Annotated in this window: 14 protein-coding genes; 4 read left to right on the forward strand and 10 right to left on the reverse strand. The window is 59.2% G+C overall.

From position 1 onward, the window contains the following. The 3 genes from hutG to hutI are packed head-to-tail and all read right to left on the reverse strand — an operon-like array spanning window position 1 to window position 3,529. Window positions 1-792, reverse strand: a complete 792-nt coding sequence (gene hutG / locus ACR0A1_RS16925; protein WP_480868476.1) for an N-formylglutamate deformylase — start codon at window positions 790-792, stop codon at window positions 1-3. After that, entirely contained in the window at window positions 792-2,327 is a 1,536-nt protein-coding gene (gene hutH / locus ACR0A1_RS16930; RefSeq protein WP_480868478.1) for a histidine ammonia-lyase, read from the reverse strand. Before hutH ends, hutG begins: the two co-directional genes overlap by 1 nt. Further along, window positions 2,324-3,529 (reverse strand): imidazolonepropionase, encoded by a 1,206-nt coding sequence (hutI, locus tag ACR0A1_RS16935; RefSeq protein WP_480868480.1) that lies wholly within the window; start codon window positions 3,527-3,529, stop codon window positions 2,324-2,326. The genes hutH and hutI overlap by 4 nt, the downstream gene beginning before the upstream one ends. Window positions 3,530-3,610: 81 nt before the next feature. Here hutI and ACR0A1_RS16940 point away from each other — a divergent pair, with 81 nt between their 5' ends. From ACR0A1_RS16940 to ACR0A1_RS16950, 3 genes are all read left to right on the forward strand, one after another. Next, entirely contained in the window at window positions 3,611-4,966 is a 1,356-nt protein-coding gene (locus tag ACR0A1_RS16940) for a formimidoylglutamate deiminase (protein ID WP_170425959.1), read from the forward strand. Between the two features lie 6 nt (window positions 4,967-4,972). Continuing rightward, window positions 4,973-5,677 carry a GntR family transcriptional regulator gene (locus ACR0A1_RS16945; RefSeq protein WP_170425961.1) on the forward strand — a complete coding sequence of 235 codons (705 nt, stop codon included), beginning with the start codon at window positions 4,973-4,975 and terminating at the stop codon, window positions 5,675-5,677. Window positions 5,678-5,755: 78 nt separating this feature from the next. Then, window positions 5,756-7,273 (forward strand): malonate--CoA ligase, encoded by a 1,518-nt coding sequence (locus ACR0A1_RS16950; protein WP_480868482.1) that lies wholly within the window; start codon window positions 5,756-5,758, stop codon window positions 7,271-7,273. Window positions 7,274-7,276: 3 nt separating this feature from the next. On the opposite strand, the gene ACR0A1_RS16955 is transcribed toward ACR0A1_RS16950, so the two are convergent. The 7 genes from ACR0A1_RS16955 to ACR0A1_RS16985 form a co-directional block, all read right to left on the reverse strand. Further along, window positions 7,277-8,005 carry a metallophosphoesterase family protein gene (locus ACR0A1_RS16955; protein ID WP_170465563.1) on the reverse strand — a complete coding sequence of 243 codons (729 nt, stop codon included), beginning with the start codon at window positions 8,003-8,005 and terminating at the stop codon, window positions 7,277-7,279. 124 nt (window positions 8,006-8,129) lie between these two features. Beyond that, window positions 8,130-9,725 carry a phosphoglycerate dehydrogenase gene (gene serA / locus ACR0A1_RS16960; RefSeq protein WP_170611386.1) on the reverse strand — a complete coding sequence of 532 codons (1,596 nt, stop codon included), beginning with the start codon at window positions 9,723-9,725 and terminating at the stop codon, window positions 8,130-8,132. Window positions 9,726-9,784: 59 nt separating this feature from the next. Continuing rightward, a complete protein-coding gene (locus ACR0A1_RS16965; RefSeq protein WP_480868485.1) occupies window positions 9,785-10,939 on the reverse strand; it encodes a phosphoserine transaminase in 1,155 nt (384 codons plus the stop codon). Between the two features lie 198 nt (window positions 10,940-11,137). Continuing rightward, on the reverse strand, window positions 11,138-13,993 hold the full coding sequence (gene gcvP / locus ACR0A1_RS16970; protein ID WP_170407869.1) for an aminomethyl-transferring glycine dehydrogenase: 2,856 nt from the start codon (window positions 13,991-13,993) through the stop codon (window positions 11,138-11,140). A gap of 111 nt (window positions 13,994-14,104) precedes the next feature. Then, a complete protein-coding gene (gene gcvH, locus ACR0A1_RS16975; RefSeq protein WP_170393732.1) occupies window positions 14,105-14,470 on the reverse strand; it encodes a glycine cleavage system protein GcvH in 366 nt (121 codons plus the stop codon). Window positions 14,471-14,487: 17 nt separating this feature from the next. Next, window positions 14,488-15,585, reverse strand: coding sequence for a glycine cleavage system aminomethyltransferase GcvT (gene gcvT, locus ACR0A1_RS16980; protein WP_480868487.1), 1,098 nt, complete (start codon window positions 15,583-15,585; stop codon window positions 14,488-14,490). Between the two features lie 291 nt (window positions 15,586-15,876). Then, entirely contained in the window at window positions 15,877-17,064 is a 1,188-nt protein-coding gene (locus tag ACR0A1_RS16985; RefSeq protein ID WP_170394579.1) for a Zn-dependent hydrolase, read from the reverse strand. A gap of 129 nt (window positions 17,065-17,193) precedes the next feature. On the opposite strand from ACR0A1_RS16985, the gene ACR0A1_RS16990 reads away from it, so the two are divergent. Next, a complete protein-coding gene (locus ACR0A1_RS16990) occupies window positions 17,194-17,844 on the forward strand; it encodes a histidine phosphatase family protein (RefSeq protein ID WP_170514965.1) in 651 nt (216 codons plus the stop codon). Window positions 17,845-17,852: the final 8 nt, after the last annotated feature.

The raw sequence follows: 17,852 nt of genomic DNA on the forward strand, positions 1-17,852 counted from the left end.
TCAAAGCTCCAATGCAGTGTCTTGGATGGCGTCGAGAATATCCACCAACCAGCGACGCAGGCGCTTGGCTTTCGCCTCGTCAAACGCCCACGGAGGGGTTTCGGTGGACAGATAGGTAGATTGCGCCAGCTCCATCTGGATCGCGTGTTGGCCTTCATCAGGACGGCCATAGTGGCGGGTCGTCCAACCCCCTCGGAATCGCCCGTTCAGGACGGTGCTGTAAGGGGAGGAATGCGAAAATTCATAGGCCGCGGCCTCAATGCCGGGGGCACAGGTCGCGCCACCATCCGTGCCGATGTTCATATCCGGCAGGGTGCCTTCAAAGAGGAACGGAATCTTGCTGCGGATCGAGTGGCAGTCAAACAGGATCGCAACCCCGTGTATTGCCCGCACCCTTTCAAGCTCTTGCTCAAGCGCGTTGTGGTAGGGCGCGTGGTAGGCGATGCGTCGCGCTTCAATCTCATCGGTTGAGGGCTCCTGCCCCTCGGCCCAGATCGGCTGACCGTCAAAATCGGTCAACGGCACCAGAGTTGTAGTGTTCTGCCCCGGATACAATGATGCGCCCGCAGGGTCTCGGTTGGCGTCAATGACATAGCGGTGGATTTGGGATTGCACGACCGTCGCATTGGCCAAGAGCCCATCGTAGAGCTGATTGATATGCCAATCCGTATCCGCCAGCGCCTGCCCATTCGCATTCAGTCGCGCAGCAATGTCGTCGGGCACATACGTGCCGCCATGCGGCTGTCCCAGCACGATGGGCCCATCGCCACGCTGAACACTGAAAACCTGCATCACGACAGCTCCGGCATGGGCATTGCAGCTGCCTGCAAAATAGTTCCGCTTTCGACTAGGGACTTCGCGGTTTCCAATTCAGGCGCCAGATAGCGATCATCGCCAAGCGACGGGATATCGTCGCGCAAACGCCCAACCACGCTGGTCAGCGCTTTGCTGGTCGCAAGAGGTGCGCGGAACTCGATGCCTTGCGCGGCGCAGAGCAGTTCGATCCCCAGAATATAGTTCAAATTATCAACCATCCGGCCTAAACGCCGCGCCCCGTGCGCCGCCATCGAGACGTGGTCTTCCTGATTGGCCGATGTAGGTGTGCTGTCGGTCACACATGGGTTGGCCAGATGTTTGTTCTCGCTCATCAACGCAGCCGTTGTGACCTCGGCGATCATCAGACCCGAGTTCAGCCCCGGCTCGGGCGTCAGGAAGGGCGGCAGATCAAAGCTAAGCGCCGGGTCGACCATTAATGCGATCCGACGCTGTGCGATCGCCCCGATCTCTGACAGGGCCAAAGCAATCATATCGGCGGCAAAGCCTACCGGTTCGGCGTGGAAGTTCCCGCCCGAGACAATGGCATCCGGATCGGTCAGAACCAGCGGATTGTCGGTGGCGGCGTTGGCCTCAACCACAAGCGTTGCGGCGGCCTGCCGGATCACATCCATCGCAGCACCCGTGACCTGCGGCTGGCATCGGATGCAGTATGGGTCCTGCACCCGCGTATCCTCATCGCGATGGCTTTCGCGGATTTCCGAGCCATCCAGCGTGGCCCGCATTGCCGCCGCTGCCTCGATCTGGCCGCGATGGCCACGCAGCGCGTGAATTTCGGGCTGCAAGGGGGCGGTAGAACCCATGATCGCATCCGTCGATGCCGCCGAAATTACCAACGCGTTTTGCGCCGAACGCCATCCTTCGAACAGACCGGCCAGCGCATACGCGGTTGAAAACTGTGTGCCGTTGATGAACGCCAGACCTTCCTTGGGTCCGAGCTGTATCGGCTCTAACCCGGCTGTCCTCAAAGCATCAGCACCCGGCATGACGGTGCCGTTTACTTCGGCCTCGCCTTCACCGATCACAACCGCGGTCATATGGGCCAAGGGCGCCAGATCACCAGATGCACCAACCGAACCCTGCGCCGGGATCACCGGTGTCACACCGCGCGCCAGCATCTGCTGCAGCAATTCGACAAGCTCCCAACGGACACCTGACGCGCCGCGCCCGAAGGACAGCAGCTTGAGCGACATCATCAGCCGCGCCAGACGACGCGGCACAGCCGGCCCCACCCCGCAACAATGGCTGAGGATCAGGTTGCGCTGCAGGGTCGAGGTGTCTTTGGCCGCAATCTTGTGACTCGCCAGTTTGCCAAAGCCGGTGTTGACGCCATAGACGGGCTCGCTTCCTTCGGCAGCCTGCGCAATGCGTGCAGCAGCGACCTCAACCTTGGGTCGGCAGGCGGCGTCCAGCGAAATGGCGGCTTCGGTCCAGTAGATCTGAGCAAGCTGATCCAGCGAAACCTGACCGGGGACAAGCAACAGAGGTGTCATTCCTGACCTCCAAAAATACGTTTATGCAGAGGGTTGAAACCGATGCGATAGGACAGTTCTGCAGGATGAGTAGCATCCCAGACGGCCAGATCAGCGCGCAATCCGGGCGCGATCACGCCGGTATCATCCAGACCCAAAGCGCGGGCCGCGACGTGGGTAACACCTGCCAATGCTTCTTCAGGCGTCATGCGAAACAAAGTGCACCCCATGTTCATTGTTAGCAGCAGAGAAGTCAGGGGTGAGGACCCCGGATTGCAATCGGTCGCCAGTGCCATGGGAACATTCTTCTGGCGCAACAATTCAATCGGCGGAGCTTGCGTTTCATGCAGCGTATAGAACGCGCCGGGCAGCAGGACCGCGACCGTTCCGGCCCTGGCCATGGCGGCAACACCGTCGGCGTCCAAATATTCGATATGATCAGCGGATAGCGCTCCGTAAGCTGCCGCCAGCTTAGCCCCGCCTAGATTTGAAAGTTGCTCAGCATGCAGCTTCACCGGTAGGCCAAGCTCTTGCGCGACAACAAAAACCCGTTCGATCTGTGTGGGATCAAATGCAATGCCTTCGCAGAACCCATCCACCGCGTCCACCAGCCCTTCGGCATGAGCCGCGCGCAGTGTCGGAATGCAGACCTCGTCAATATAGACGTCATCCCGACCCACATATTCTGGCGGAACGGCATGTGCGCCAAGAAAACTGGTGTTGACCCGAATAGGGCGCTCCCGCGCAATAAGGCGCGCCGCGCGCAACATACGCAGTTCGGTTTCAGTATCGAGCCCATAACCCGACTTCACCTCGATGCAGGACACACCTTCGGCCAGCAATGCGTCCACGCGCGAAAGCGCGCCTGCAAGCAGCTCTTCTTCTGTTGCTGCCCGCGTGCCGTTTACGGTCGACAGGATGCCTCCACCCGCGCGAGCAATTTCTTCGTAGGTCGCGCCCTTCAGGCGCATTTCGAACTCAACCGCGCGGTTGCCGCCAAACACAACATGAGTATGAGCATCAATCAGAGCGGGCGTGATCAAGCGGTCACCATAGTCGTTCTGCGGCCACTCGGCATATGACGGCGGCATTGCAGACCGAGCGCCAACCCAAACGATTTCCGACCCATCGATGGCAATCGCACCATCCTCGATCATCCCATAGGGTTGGTCGCCCCCCATGGTGGCTACATGTTTGCTACGAAGAACAGTTTTTTTCGTCATGGCGATTCTTTTGGGCTCCCCCTGCGCTTGTTTTTTTCGTATACGGCTAAAAATATAAAGTCTACACAAAATGGAATTACGATGACGGTTCATGCCAAAACGGCCCTGTTAGGCTCTGAGTGGGTGCACAACCTACGAGTCGAAATCGAGGACGGTCGGATCGCTGCGCTGAAATCAGGGACCGAGCCAAAACCCGAAGACACTCGGGTCGACGTGTTGCTGCCCGCTTTGGCGAACCTGCACAGCCATGCCTTTCAACGCGCCATGGCGGGCATGACCGAAACGCGCGTAGCAGGGCGCGAAAGCTTCTGGACCTGGCGTACCTTGATGTACCGATTTCTGGACCGCCTCACTCCTGCACAGATCGAGTCCATTGCTGCATTGGTCTATATGGAGATGCAGGAAGCCGGGTATGCTGCGGTCGGGGAATTCCACTACGTCCACCACCAACCCGGCGGCACGCCTTATGCGCAGTTGTCTGAGCTGAGTCAGCGCATCTTCTCGGCAGCCAGCCAAACCGGGATTGGATTGACACATCTACCAGTGCTCTACACCTATGGCGGCGTCGCGCAAGAGCCTCTGACCGGTGGTCAATTGCGGTTCGGCAATGATGTGGAAAGGTTCCTGCAGCTTGTCGAGGACTGTAAGCCGCTGATGCCTTATGCAGACAGCCAGATCGGCATCGCGCCGCACTCTCTGCGTGCGACCTCGCCTGATGATCTACGGCAAGTGCTGAACGCTACCCCACGAGGCCCGGTGCACATCCACATCTCTGAACAAGAGAAGGAGGTCACGGATGTAGAAGCCGCTCTGGGTCAACGACCGGTAGATTGGCTGCTGAGCAACGTGGATGTGAACGAACGATGGTGCCTGATCCATGCCACTCATATGACAGACGATGAAACCCGCGCTCTTGCCCGATCCGGGGCTGTGGCCGGTCTGTGCCCGATCACAGAAGCCAATCTGGGGGATGGTATTTTCAATGGTGCCGTCTACATCGAGCAGGGCGGTGCCTTTGGTGTCGGTTCAGACTCGAATGTGCGTATTTCACTGCCCGAGGAATTGCGTACGCTGGAGTATTCTCAACGTCTGCGCGACAAGGCCCGCACTGTGCTGGTACGTGGCGAAGGCTCGGTCGGTCAAACGCTGTATACCGGAGCCGCCCGCGGTGGCGCACAGGCGCTGGGGCGCGACGCCGGAGAGATCGCAATAGGTCATCTGGCCGATCTGGTTGCGATCGATCGAAGTCACCCCACCCTGTGTACTTTGCGCGACGATCAATTGATTGACGGCCTGAGCTTTGCCGCGCCTGACGGAACAGTGACAGACGTTTGGTCTGCCGGGCGACATCAGGTGCGCGGCGGGCGGCATATCGCCCGCGATGCGATCCTGAACAATTATCGTGCCGCGATAAATGACCTTTTGGAAGACATCTGAACTGATATGACCCAAACTAGCGACACAACCAGCTACAAAGACATCAAGCAAACCGTCCTGCGCCGCATCCGCTCGGGCGAATTGCAGCCCGACGCTCTGCTTCCCAATGAGCAAGAATTAGCGGTCGAGTTTTCGTGCACCCGCACCACAGTCAACAGAGCACTGCGGGAACTGGCGGATGAAGGGTTTCTTGAACGGCGCCGAAAGGCAGGCACCCGGGTCCTTAGCGCACCGCAGCGACAGGCGCGTTTCACAATTCCACTAGTCCGAGATGAAATCGAAGCGGCGGGCGGAACCTATCGCTACGCTCTTGTGTCATGTGAAACGCAGAACGCCCCAGATTGGCTGGCGGCCCGGTTGGCCCTACGTGCTGATCAAAGTGTGATGCACGTGCGATGCATGCATTTCTCCAGCAATTCGCCGTTTCAGTTCGAAGACCGCTGGATCGTGATAGACAGCGTACCTCAGGTCACGCAGGCAGATTTCTCTAGCGTCGGACCCAATGACTGGCTGGTGCAAACTGTCCCGTTCACCAATGTCGAGTTGACCTTTCTGGCCAGCCGCGCCGATACCACTTTGGCCGGTTTTCTGGACGTTCCCGAGGGTGAACCCGTTTTTACGGCCGAGCGTATCACATGGCTGCAGGGTCAGCCGGTAACGTTTGCCAAGATGTATTTTGCGGCCGGATATCGGATGACAACCGAGTTCTGATTGTCCGGGCTTTACGCTTCCCCAATTCCACGACAGATTTGCTGCAGAATGTGCGCGTCTGCTGGAAAGGATATCGGGATGGGCAACCCGCTTTATGATCGTTTGCTGGGCATCCATGCAGGCAAGGATACGCCATTTTTGCACCTTCCGGATGGTCAGACTCTGACCCATGCCACGTTTCTGGACACGGCGGCCCGTCTGGCCAACACCATGACAGGACTGGAAATGGAACCGGGCGACCGCGTGGCGGTGCAGGTGGAGAAATCCGTTGAGGCACTGGCGCTTTATGCCGCCTGTGTCCAAGCGGGGCTGATCTTTCTACCTCTCAATACGGGCTATACGACGCAAGAGCTAAGCTATTTCATCGAAAACAGCGGAGCCTCACTGGTGGTGTGCGATGAGGCAAACGAGGCAGGGCTTGCCGAGATCGTGCAAAAGAACAATGCCCGGCTTGAAACGCTAAACGCCGACGGTTCAGGCAGCCTTATGCGGCGTGCTCTGGGGATGCTTCCGGCCTTTCAGCCGGCCCACCGATCAGAAGATGATCTGGCTGCGTTTCTATATACTTCAGGCACGACGGGGCGTTCGAAAGGGGCAATGCTGACGCAGGCGAATCTGCTGTCGAACGCGGAGACCCTTGTGCAGGAATGGCGATTCACAGATGATGACGTGCTGTTGCACGCGCTGCCGATCTTTCACACGCATGGACTGTTTGTTGCGACAAATGTCGTCCTCGCATCGGGCGGGTCGATGATATTTCTGCCGAAGTTCGACCTGGAAGATATGTTACGCCTGATGCCACAGGCAACGGCGATGATGGGGGTGCCGACGTTTTACACCCGCCTGCTAAGCGACGACCGCTTCGTCCAAGATCTGACTCAGGATATGCGGCTGTTCATCTCAGGTTCAGCGCCTTTGCTGGCAGATACCCACGTTCAATTTGAAGACCGTACAGGTCATCGCATTCTGGAACGCTATGGCATGACCGAGACGAACATGAACACTTCTAACCCCTACGACGGCGAACGCCGAGCGGGAACGGTCGGATTTCCCCTGCCGGATGTTGAACTGAAGGTCACAGACCCCAAAACAGGTCAAACCCTAGCAGATGGTGAGATCGGCATCATCGAGGTGCGCGGTCCCAATGTGTTTCAGGGCTACTGGCAAATGCCCGACAAAACCGCCGCAGAACTGCGTGAAGACGGGTTCTTCATCACTGGCGATCTGGGTCGGATCGACGAGGACGGCTATGTCCATATCGTCGGGCGCGAGAAAGACCTGATCATCTCGGGCGGGTATAATATCTACCCCAAAGAGATCGAGCTGCTGCTAGACGAGCAACCCGGCGTGCTGGAAAGCGCGGTAATTGGCGTCCCGCATCCGGATTTCGGAGAAACCCCGGTTGGCATTCTGGTTCCTGCCCCCTGTCACACGCCAGATATCGAGGCCATCATGGGTGCGGTTCGGGACGCGCTCGCCAGGTTCAAACATCCCCGCCAGTTGATCTTGCTGGACGAGCTCCCCCGCAACACAATGGGCAAGGTGCAAAAGAACATCCTGCGTGACCGCTGCAAAGACCTTTTCACCAAGACCTGATATTCAAGGCAAAAGCGCAACGCGACCCTTGTCCGTCAACAACCAGCAATCCTGTCCTTCGAACACCGCAACGCCAACCGGGCGGCCATACCCTGCGCCGCTATCCAGGTTGATGCGATTGCCGTAATGCGTTGATTGATCCACCGGCGTATGCCCATGGACGATCAGTTTCGGATGCGGACCTCGGTGGTTGTGAAAGGTTTGCCTGATCCAGACCAGATCATTTTCCCGTTGTTCGCTCAGCGGAATACCGGGCCGAATGCCCGCATGGACAAAAGCAATCTCGCGCGTTTGATGCATGGCGATGAGCCCTTGCAGAAATATCCGATGCGCATCGGGAACCGCACCCCGCGCTGTTGCATGCAGATCCTCGAGCCGTGTCTGCTGATCGAAGAACACGCCATAGCTTTGTAGTGTTTCGACACCACCCAACCGCTCGTGCAGCCAATGATACCCGACCAACATATGCGGATCGTGACGTGGGACATCTTCGAGGAACCATGAAAACATCCGGTCATGGTTGCCCAGCAGAGTGATCCACCGCTTGCCCGCATCGCGACCAGCGATCAGCCGATCCAGAACGCCCCGGCTGTCGGGGCCCCGATCAACGTAATCGCCCAGATACACGATCTCGGCATCGGCGCCGCCATCGCGTTCGATCAGCGCCAAGGAGCGCTCGAACTCATCCACGCGGCCGTGCAAATCTCCAATTGCGTAGATCGGATTGGTCATCAGCTTCCCCTCGGGCAATGGTGATTGCCGCACTTCTGGCGCAAAATCAGCACTTTGAAAAGGCGATGCCCACGCTTTGGACAAGCGCGGGCATCAATCTGTCACAGAAGTTCAACAGCGACCGTCAGGCCACGTCAAACTCCAACGGTTTGATCTGAGTAAACAGACCTGTCTCGGCGAGTTTGGCGCGCGCCTCGGCTGGTACCGGTTCATCAACATAAAGCAACGCAATCGCCTCACCGCCGGCTTCGGATCGTCCAAGAGTAAAGTTCGCGATGTTCACATCGTTCTCGCCCATGGTCTGTCCTAAAGCACCAATGATGCCCGGCACGTCTTCGTTAGTCGTATAGAGCATATGCGCCCCGATCTCGGCATCGATATTGATGCCCTTGATCTGAATAAACCGCGGCTTGCCGTCACTGAACACCGTGCCACCGATTGAGCGTTCACGCTTTTCAGTCACCACAGTGACCTTGATATAGCCTTCGAACGCACCGGATTTGTCCTGATTGGTCGTCGAGATCTGGATGCCACGCTCTCTCGCGACAACCGGGGCCGAGACCATGTTCACCTCGGGATTGAATTTCTTCATGATTCCGGCAACGACCGAACAATTCAACGCAGCCAGATTCATGTTCGCAGCGACACCGTCATAGAGGATGTTGATTGCCTTGATCGGCTCATCCGTCATCTGACCAATGAAGCTGCCCAGATGCCCGGCCAGCTTGATCCACGGCCCCATGACCTTGGCCTCCTCTGCCGTCACACTGGGCATGTTCAGTGCGTTCTCGACCGCTCCGGTCAGCAGGTAATTCGAGATCTGTTCGGCCACTTGCAGCGCAACATTCTCCTGTGCTTCAGTGGTCGCCGCTCCTAAATGCGGGGTGCAGACTACGTTGGGCAGGTTGAACAGTACGTTGTCCTTGGCCGGCTCTTCGCTGAAGACGTCAAATGCCGCCCCGGCCACATGGCCAGATTGCAACGCCTCGGCCAGCGCATCTTCGTCAACCAGGCCACCACGGGCACAGTTGATGATGCGCACGCCTTTTTTGGTCTTGGCCAGGTTCTCACGGCTCAGGATATTGCGGGTCTGTTCCGTGAGAGGCACGTGAAGAGTGATGAAATCCGCCCGCGACAGCAGCTCATCCAATTCGACCTTTTCCACACCCATCTGCGCGGCTTTCTCTTCGCCAAGGTAGGGATCATAGGCGACGACCTTCATCTTCAGACCCAAAGCACGCTCGCATACGATGCCACCAATGTTGCCCGCGCCGATCACGCCCAGGGTCTTGTTGGTCAGCTCAATCCCCATGAACTTGGACTTTTCCCACTTGCCCGCATGGGTCGAGGTGCTGGCTTCGGGGATTTGCCGCGCCACGGCAAACATCATCGCGATGGCATGCTCGGCGGTGGTGATCATGTTGCCGAACGGTGTATTCATCACGATCACGCCTTTTTTCGAGGCCGCATCCTTGTCGATATTGTCGGTGCCGATCCCGGCACGACCAATGACTTTTAACTTGTCTGCCTTCTCCAGAATGGTTGGCGTGACTTTGGTGGCAGAACGGATGGCGAGGCCGTCATACTGACTGATCACCTCGGCCAGCTTGTCTTTGTCCTTTCCCAGATCGGGCATGAAATCCACGTCGATGCCACGGTCGCGGAAGATTTGAACGGCGGTTTCGCTCAGCTTGTCAGAGACGAGTACTTTGGGAGCCATATTTTTTGGTCCTTGAACATTGTGGAAGGTCCGGGCCGGATGCGGCCCGGTAGAAAAGGTCAGGCAGCTTCGGTTTGCGCTGCAATCTCGGCTTCAAAAGCCCATGCAAGCCAGGGCAGCATCGCCTCGATATCTGATGTCTCAACCGTGCCGCCGCACCAGATGCGCAGACCCGCAGGGGCGTCGCGATAGGCACCGATATCAAGCGCAATGTTTTCGGCCTCAAGCCGTTTGGCGACGGCTTTGGCAAAAACGGCACCATCTTGAATGCGCTTATCGGTGAACTTCAGACAGACCGACGTATTTGATTGAGTTGTCGAGTCTTCGGCCAGATTGGCGATCCAATCATTTTGGTCGCAGAACGCATGAACCGCGCCAGCATTGGCATTCGCACGAGCAATCAGCCCCTGCAAGCCTCCGACTGAACGCGCCCAGTCCAACGCGAAAAGGTAATCCTCAACCGCGAGCATTGAGGGTGTGTTGATCGTCGCGCCGGTGAATATCCCATCAATCAGCTTGCCACCTTTGGTCAGGCGGAAGATCTTCGGCAATGGCCATGACGGGGTGTAACTCTCCAAGCGCTCGACCGCGCGCGGAGACAGGATCAGCATCCCATGAGCCGCCTCTCCGCCTAGTACCTTCTGCCAGCTGAACGTTGTCACATCCAACTTGTCCCATGGCAAGTCCATCGCGAACGCAGCGGATGTCGCGTCACAGATCGTCAGACCCTGACGATCATCGGCAATCCAGTCGCCATCTGGGACGCGCACACCCGAAGTCGTTCCGTTCCATGTGAACACCACATCGTTGGCGAAATCGACGGACGCGAGATCAACGATCTGCCCGTACTCGGCGGTTTTCACTTCAGCGTCGATTTTCAGTTGCTTGATCACATCAGTCACCCAACCCGCGCCAAAGCTTTCCCAGGCCAGCATTTCAACTTTGCGCTCACCCAGCAAAGACCAAAGCGCCATCTCAACCGCACCGGTGTCCGAGGCTGGTACAATGCCGATGCGATAATCCGCTGGAATGCCTAGAATCTCTCGCGTGCCTTCAATGGCCGCCTTCAGCTTGTCCTTGCCAACAGCAGCCCGATGCGAGCGGCCCAAGGCGGCATCCGCCAGTTTCGTCAGATCAAATGTGGGGGGTTTGGCACAGGGGCCCGAGGAAAAACGCGGGTTGGCCGGCCGCGTCGCCGGTTGTTCGATAGTCATGTGTATTACCCTTCCAGATACACGCCCCTCGTTGGGGAGGGGTGTCCCACGCACAGAGGTATGGGTCGTTTGCACCTGCAGCAAGCGTAAAAGACGCTTCATCAGCGGAAAACGACACTGGAAATGGGCTCAGATCGGAACACAGGTTTCCGATGGGCGAAAACCCCCGCCAGTTGGCGGGGGTTTATTGATTAAGGTTTATTCAGCTGCGTCCATGTATTCGGTCATTGGCGGGCATGTGCAGATGAGGTTTCTGTCGCCGTATGCGTTGTCGACGCGGTTGACGGGGGACCAGTATTTGTCGACGCCCATGGAGCCTGGGGGGAAGCAGGCCTGTTCACGGGTGTAGGGACGGTCCCAGTCGCCGACCAGATCGCGCACCGTGTGGGGAGCGTTTTTCAGCGGGTTGTTTTCCGCGTCGATCTTGCCGTCGATGATGTCCTGTGCCTCGGAGCGGATGGACAGCATGGCGTCGCAGAAGCGGTCCAGCTCGTCCATGGGTTCCGATTCCGTGGGCTCGACCATCAGGGTGCCGGCCACCGGCCAGGACATGGTGGGTGCGTGGAAGCCGCTGTCCACCAGACGTTTGGCAATGTCATCGACGCTGACATGGGCCGCCTCGTCCAGCGGGCGGGTGTCGAGGATGCATTCATGCGCCACGCGACCCGTTTCCGAGGTGTAGAGGATCGGGTAGGCATCCTTGAGCCGCGCCGCGATGTAGTTAGCGTTCAGGATCGCCACTTTCGTGGCCTGCGTCAGACCCGCGCCGCCCATCAGCAGCACATAGGCCCAGCTAACCGGCAGGATCGAGGGCGACCCAAAGGGCGCCGCCGAGACCGGACCCACGGCAGTGCCGTATTCCGGGTGGCCGGGCAGATGCTCGGTCAGATGCGCTTTGACGCCGATCGGACCCATGCCGGGGCCGCCGCCGCCATGGGGGATGCAGAAGGTCTTGTGCAGGTTCAGGTGGCTGACGTCACCGCCGATGTCTCCGGGACGCGACAGACCCACCATGGCGTTCATGTTGGCGCCGTCGATATAAACCTGACCGCCGTGATCATGGGTGATCTGGCAGACCTCCTGCACGGTGGTCTCGAACACGCCATGGGTCGAGGGGTAGGTGATCATGCAGGCGGCCAGATGATCGGAGTGCTTTTCGGCCTTGGCGCGGAAGTCATTCAGATCAATGTTGCCATTCTCATCCGCCTGCACCGGCACAACCTGCCAGCCCACCATCTGGGCCGAGGCCGGGTTGGTGCCATGGGCCGAGGTCGGGATCAGGCAGACGTTCCGCTGCCCTTCGCCGCGGGCGAAGTGGTAGTTGCGGATGGTCAGCAGGCCCGCATATTCGCCCTGCGCCCCCGAGTTGGGCTGCTGGCTGATCGCATCATAACCGGTGATCTGGCACAGCTTGTCGTTCAGATCATCGATCATCTCATGATAGCCCTGCGCCTGATCTTCGGGGCAGAACGGGTGCAGGTTGCCGAACTCGGGCCAGGTGACCGGGATCATCTCGATCGTGGCGTTCAGCTTCATGGTGCACGAGCCCAGCGGGATCATCGCCCGGTCCAGCGCCAGGTCGCGGTCGGCCAGACGGCGCATGTAGCGCGTGATCTCGGCCTCGGCCCGGTTCTTGTGGAAGATCGGGTGGGTCAGGTACTCGCTTTCGCGCAGCGCGTAATCCGGCAGGCGATAGGCCACGTTCGAGCTGTCATCCTTGCGGTCGATGCCAAAGGCCCCCCAGACCGCCTCGATGGTCTCGGGGCGGGTCTGTTCGTCCAGGCTGATGCCCACTTTCGTGTCGCCGACCTTACGCAGGTTGACGCCCCGGGCCACAGCGGCCTCCATGACCGTTTTCTGCAGATGGCCAACCTCAACCGTGATCGTGTCGAAGAACACTTCCGGCTCCACAGCAAAGCCTGCCTCTTCCAGACCGGCAGCCATACGCGAGGTCTTGCGGTGCACCGATTGCGCGATGGCCTTGATGCCGTCGGGGCCGTGATACACGGCATACATCGAGGCAATCACCGCCAGCAGCGCCTGCGCGGTGCAGACATTCGAGTTGGCTTTCTCACGCCGGATGTGCTGTTCGCGGGTCTGCAGCGCCAGGCGGTAAGCCTTGTTGCCCCGGCTGTCGATGCTGACACCGATGATCCGGCCCGGCATCGAGCGCTTCAGCTTGTCGGTGGTCGCCATATACGCGGCGTGCGGGCCACCATAGCCCATCGGCACACCAAAGCGCTGGGTCGAGCCGATGGCGATATCCGCGCCCATCTCGCCGGGCGACTTCAGCAGCGCCAGCGACAGGATATCGGCGGCGACGATGGCAATCGCCTTGTGTTCATGCAGCGCCGCGATTTCCTTGGTGAAGTCGCGCACATGGCCGTGCGTGCCCGGATACTGGAAGATGGCGCCAAAGACCGCGCCCGCATCCAGCGTGTCCGGATCAGCCACCTGCACTTCGATGCCCAGAGGCTCGGCGCGCGTTTTAATCACCGCGATGGTCTGCGGGTGGCAGTTCTTGTCGACAAAGAAGGCTGCATTGTTGGCCTTGGACCGGCCGCCGCGCTTGGCCATCGCCATGGCTTCCGCCGCAGCAGTCGCTTCGTCCAGCAAGGACGCGTTGGCCACGTCCAGCCCGGTCAGGTCGCTGACCATGGTCTGGAAGTTCAAGAGCGCCTCAAGTCGGCCCTGGCTGATCTCGGGCTGATAAGGCGTGTAGGCCGTGTACCAGGCCGGGTTCTCCAGAATGTTGCGCAGGATCGGCGCCGGCGTGGTGGTGCCATAATAGCCCTGACCGATCAGCGAGGTCAGAACCTTGTTCTTGCTCGCCACCTCTTTCATGTGAAAGAGCGCATCGCGCTCGGTCATCGCCGGACCCCAGTCCAGCGGCTCTTTCTGCCGGATCGCCGGCGGGACGGTGGCGTCGATCAGCTCGTCCAGCGTCTTGAAGCCGATCACCTTGAGCATGTCGCGCATCTCGGTCGGGCTGGGCCCGATATGGCGGCGGTTGGCGAAGTCATAGGCTTCGTAATCGGTCAGTTTGAAGGCCATGTGTGCGCTCCTCAAGGATAGGTCAGGCCCGGCGGAGACGGCAGGAGCCTCCGGCGGAAGTATTTGGAAACAGATGAAGGGGCGGGGCCGCGCACGGACCCGCCGCCTGAGTTAACCGATGAAGGCCTTGTAGCCGGCCTCGTCCATCAGGTCTTCGAGCTGCGAGGCGTCCGCGATCTTGATCTTGTAGATCCAGGCCTCGCCTTCGGGGTCTTCGTTCAGCGCGCCGGGGTTGTCGGCCAGTGCCTCGTTCACCTCGGTGATCTCGCCGTCGACCGGTGCGTAAAGCTCGGACGCCGCCTTGACGGATTCAATCACGCCGATCTCGCCGCCTTTTTCGAACTCGTCGCCTGCTTCCTGCTGTTCCACGAACACCACGTCACCCAACTGCTCGGCGGCGTGTTTGGTGATGCCCAGCGTGGCGGTGTCGCCGTCAACGCTCAGCCATTCATGCTCTTCGGAATAATAGGTTGCCATGTCTCTCTCTCCTGACTTCAACGCTTGTAATTCTGTTTGACGAAGGGCAGCGCCACGATCTCAGCCGGTTGCGGCTTGCCCCGGATGATCAGGTTCACCTTCTCGCCCGGCTCGCCATGGCCTTTGCTCACATAGCCCATCGCCACCGGTCCACCCACCGTGGGGCCAAACACGCCCGAGGTGATCTGACCGATGCTGTTGCCCTCAAGGCACTGGATCTCAACGCCCTGACGCGCTGGCGCACGGCCTTCGGGCTTGATGCCCACCAGCTTTTTGGCGGGACCTTCGGCCAGTTCCTTCTGCACGCGAGCCGCGCCCGGGAAACCGCCCTCTTCCTTGCGGCGCTTTTGCATCGCCCAGCCCAGCGAGGCCTCGACCGGCGAGGTGCTCTGGTCGATGTCATTGCCATAAAGGCACAGACCTGCCTCAAGCCGCAGGCTGTCGCGCGCGCCCAGACCGGCCGCTTCGCAATCCTCATGCGCCAGGAAGGCTTTGGTGATCTCGATCGCCTTGTCCTCGGGGATCGAGATCTCGTAGCCATCCTCGCCGGTATAGCCCAGCCGCGAGATACGGCACTCAACACCGTTGATATCGGCCACCGTGGTTTCCATGAACTTTAGATCACGCGCGGCGGGGCACAGTTCGCCCACAACGTTTTCCGCCGCAGGGCCCTGAACCGCCACCAGCGCGCGGTCGAAAATCTCGATCACTTCAACGCCTTCGAGGTGCTCACGCATATGCGGAATGTCCTGATGCCGCAGCGCCGCGTTCACCACCACAAAGTAATGATCCCCCGCGTTCGACACGATCAGGTCATCCATGATCCCGCCTTCTGCGTTCGTAAAGAACCCGTACCGCGCCTTGCCTTCCTTCAGCGTCGCATAAGCCTGCGGGCAAAGCGCTTCCAGCTTCTCACCCACATTCTCGCCCCGCAAAATCACCTGACCCATATGGCTCACATCAAACACCGCCGCCTTCTCACGGCACTGCTTATGCTCCCCCATAATCCCCAACGGATACTGAACAGGCATCTCCCATCCCGCAAAATCAACCAACTTACCCCCCAACTCAACATGCAAAGCGTGCAAGGGAGTGCGTTTTAAGGATGAAGTCATGGTGGCCACCTGCTTTGTATCAGTTACCCAGAAACGTTCCTGTCAGTCTGACCCAAGCTGCACAGATTGCAACGATTCAGCCCAGGATTTCAGCAGATCGCCTCGATCACGGCAGAACAGTATACGGGTGCATGCATCAATAATGTTCCTATAGGAAACTTTTTTCCGTTAGGCAACACTCCTTGTTCGGAGTCAGTAAAACTGTGCCGAGCACCCGCCCATAGCTGGTGGACATCCCCGATAGTAACTTGGTTTCGCGTGGAAAATCATGAAATGGTCTTCAACTTACCTTCATTCCTCAAGGGAATGAACTGCGCGATCAAGCACCCTGAGACCCGCAACCAAATCCTCTTCGGCTGTGTCTTCGGCAAAATCGTGGCTGATTCCGTCAATCGACGGGACAAAGAGCATCGCAACCGGCATCAGGCGCGAGACATTGGTGGCATCGTGGAGCGCTCCGGATGGCATATTGCGCCAACGCCCAGGCGCAATGGCCTGCGCGCCGCTTTCCAGCGCACCGCGCAAAACCGGGTCCATGCTGACGGGCTCTAACCCCAGCATCGGGCCGTAGGTTAGTGTTACGCCCTGCTCTTCGGCAATCTGCTGTGCGGTCGCGCGAATGATGTCTTCCATACGCACCAGACGCTCAGGATCGCCGTCGCGCCATTGCATCGAAAACCGCACCCGTCCCGGCACGATAGAGGACGCATTGGGGTGAACATCAACACGCCCGATGGTCCAGACGGTTTGCGGCGTGACCACATTACGGAACCGGTCGTTGAGACGCGCGTTAAACAGCGACAGGGCCTGAAACGCATCACGTCGCAAATGCATTGGCGTGGTTCCGGCGTGGTTTTGCTGGCCTTGGAAGGTGATGGCCATATCGCGGATGCCGACGATATCGGTGACAACGCCGATCTGTTCACCGGCTGCATCCAGTGCCGGGCCCTGTTCGATGTGCATTTCGATGAAACCGCTGAACCGAGCAGGATCAACAAAGCCTTGCGACTTCTTTGCCATTTCAGCCCGCGCGCTGCCAAAGGTGACGCCTGAGCCATCAGTCAGCACGTCCGCCTGTTCCAAAGATAATCCACCTGACCAGACCGCCGATCCGGTGGTGACGCCGAACCGCCCCTCTTCGTCCTGAAAACTGACGACCGAGATGGGTCGGTCACTGGAACGCCCGATTTCCAGTGCCGCAATGACGCCCAGGGCTCCGTCCAGCCAACCGCCCTCGGGCTGGCTGTCGGAATGCGAGCCCATCAGCAGCGAGGGTCCATCAGCCAACCCGAACAGGTTTCCAACCGGGTCGACATGCGGAGTCAGGCCGGCCTCGGTCATGCGCCCGGCGAGCCACTGGCGCGCGGCGATATCAGCTTTGGAATAGGCGGGGCGGACGACGCCCTTGCCGACGCCCGAAGCCCCGAATGAACGCAGCGTGTGTAGATCGGTCAGAAACCGTGTGTGATCGACAGCCATGGGTCCTCCTTGTCGGGGTGACCATAGCGGTAAACTTCGCCTGATATAGGAGTTTTTTCGGGCCCGCGTGAAAGCCCTCTGGTCCCGGCCCCGAACCTGCCCTAAGACGTCAACGCAAGAGGGATCATCATGTCACATATCACATTAGTGCGCCACGGGCAGGCCAACACAACCGCACGGGATGAGCTGAGCTATGACCGGCTGAGCGAACTGGGTCACCAACAGGCCCGTTGGCTGGGCGCGCATTTGCGCGATACCCGCCTGCATTACCCTCGAGTTTATTGCGGCACACTCAACCGGCACGTGGAAACTGCGGCCAGCATGGGGCTGCCGCAGCCAACTCGGGATGCGCGGCTGAATGAGATCGAGTATTTCACCCTTGCCCAGTTGTTCCAACAGCAGCACGGGGTTGAAATACCAACCGACCGCGAAGGCTTTGTCGAGCACTTGCCCCGCACCTTTGCCGCCTGGTCCCGGGGCGAGATCGAAGATACGCCGGAAACCTTCGAAGAGTTCGAGACTCGCGTTCGCGATGCTCTGCGTGAGATAGGCACCGAAGGCGGTCCGGCAATTGTCGTGACCTCGGGCGGGCTGATCTCGATGGTGGTGCGGCAGGCGATGGGCTTGGATATCCCATCGATGGCGCGGGTGGCGCTTGCCATCATGAACACGTCGATGCATCGTCTGCACCCGATTGGCGCGCAGTTAAGTCCGGTTCTGTTCAACGCAGTGCCCCATCTGGAAGCGCCAGACCGTCAGTTCGCGCAGACCCATCTGTAAGGAGGCTA

Source organism: Ruegeria sp. D6, from assembly GCF_056534365.1.

Coding starts and splice junctions, on each gene's coding strand:
- serA (WP_170611386.1), bottom strand. CDS start 9,725: ATGGCTCCCAAAGTACTCGTCTCTGACAAGCTGAGCGAAACCGCCGTT.
- ACR0A1_RS16945 (WP_170425961.1), top strand. CDS start 4,973: ATGACCCAAACTAGCGACACAACCAGCTACAAAGACATCAAGCAAACC.
- hutI (WP_480868480.1), bottom strand. CDS start 3,529: ATGACGAAAAAAACTGTTCTTCGTAGCAAACATGTAGCCACCATGGGG.
- ACR0A1_RS16965 (WP_480868485.1), bottom strand. CDS start 10,939: ATGACTATCGAACAACCGGCGACGCGGCCGGCCAACCCGCGTTTTTCC.
- ACR0A1_RS16940 (WP_170425959.1), top strand. CDS start 3,611: ATGACGGTTCATGCCAAAACGGCCCTGTTAGGCTCTGAGTGGGTGCAC.
- gcvT (WP_480868487.1), bottom strand. CDS start 15,585: ATGACTTCATCCTTAAAACGCACTCCCTTGCACGCTTTGCATGTTGAG.
- gcvH (WP_170393732.1), bottom strand. CDS start 14,470: ATGGCAACCTATTATTCCGAAGAGCATGAATGGCTGAGCGTTGACGGC.
- ACR0A1_RS16950 (WP_480868482.1), top strand. CDS start 5,756: ATGGGCAACCCGCTTTATGATCGTTTGCTGGGCATCCATGCAGGCAAG.
- hutG (WP_480868476.1), bottom strand. CDS start 792: ATGCAGGTTTTCAGTGTTCAGCGTGGCGATGGGCCCATCGTGCTGGGA.
- ACR0A1_RS16990 (WP_170514965.1), top strand. CDS start 17,194: ATGTCACATATCACATTAGTGCGCCACGGGCAGGCCAACACAACCGCA.
- ACR0A1_RS16955 (WP_170465563.1), bottom strand. CDS start 8,005: ATGACCAATCCGATCTACGCAATTGGAGATTTGCACGGCCGCGTGGAT.
- ACR0A1_RS16985 (WP_170394579.1), bottom strand. CDS start 17,064: ATGGCTGTCGATCACACACGGTTTCTGACCGATCTACACACGCTGCGT.
- hutH (WP_480868478.1), bottom strand. CDS start 2,327: ATGACACCTCTGTTGCTTGTCCCCGGTCAGGTTTCGCTGGATCAGCTT.
- gcvP (WP_170407869.1), bottom strand. CDS start 13,993: ATGGCCTTCAAACTGACCGATTACGAAGCCTATGACTTCGCCAACCGC.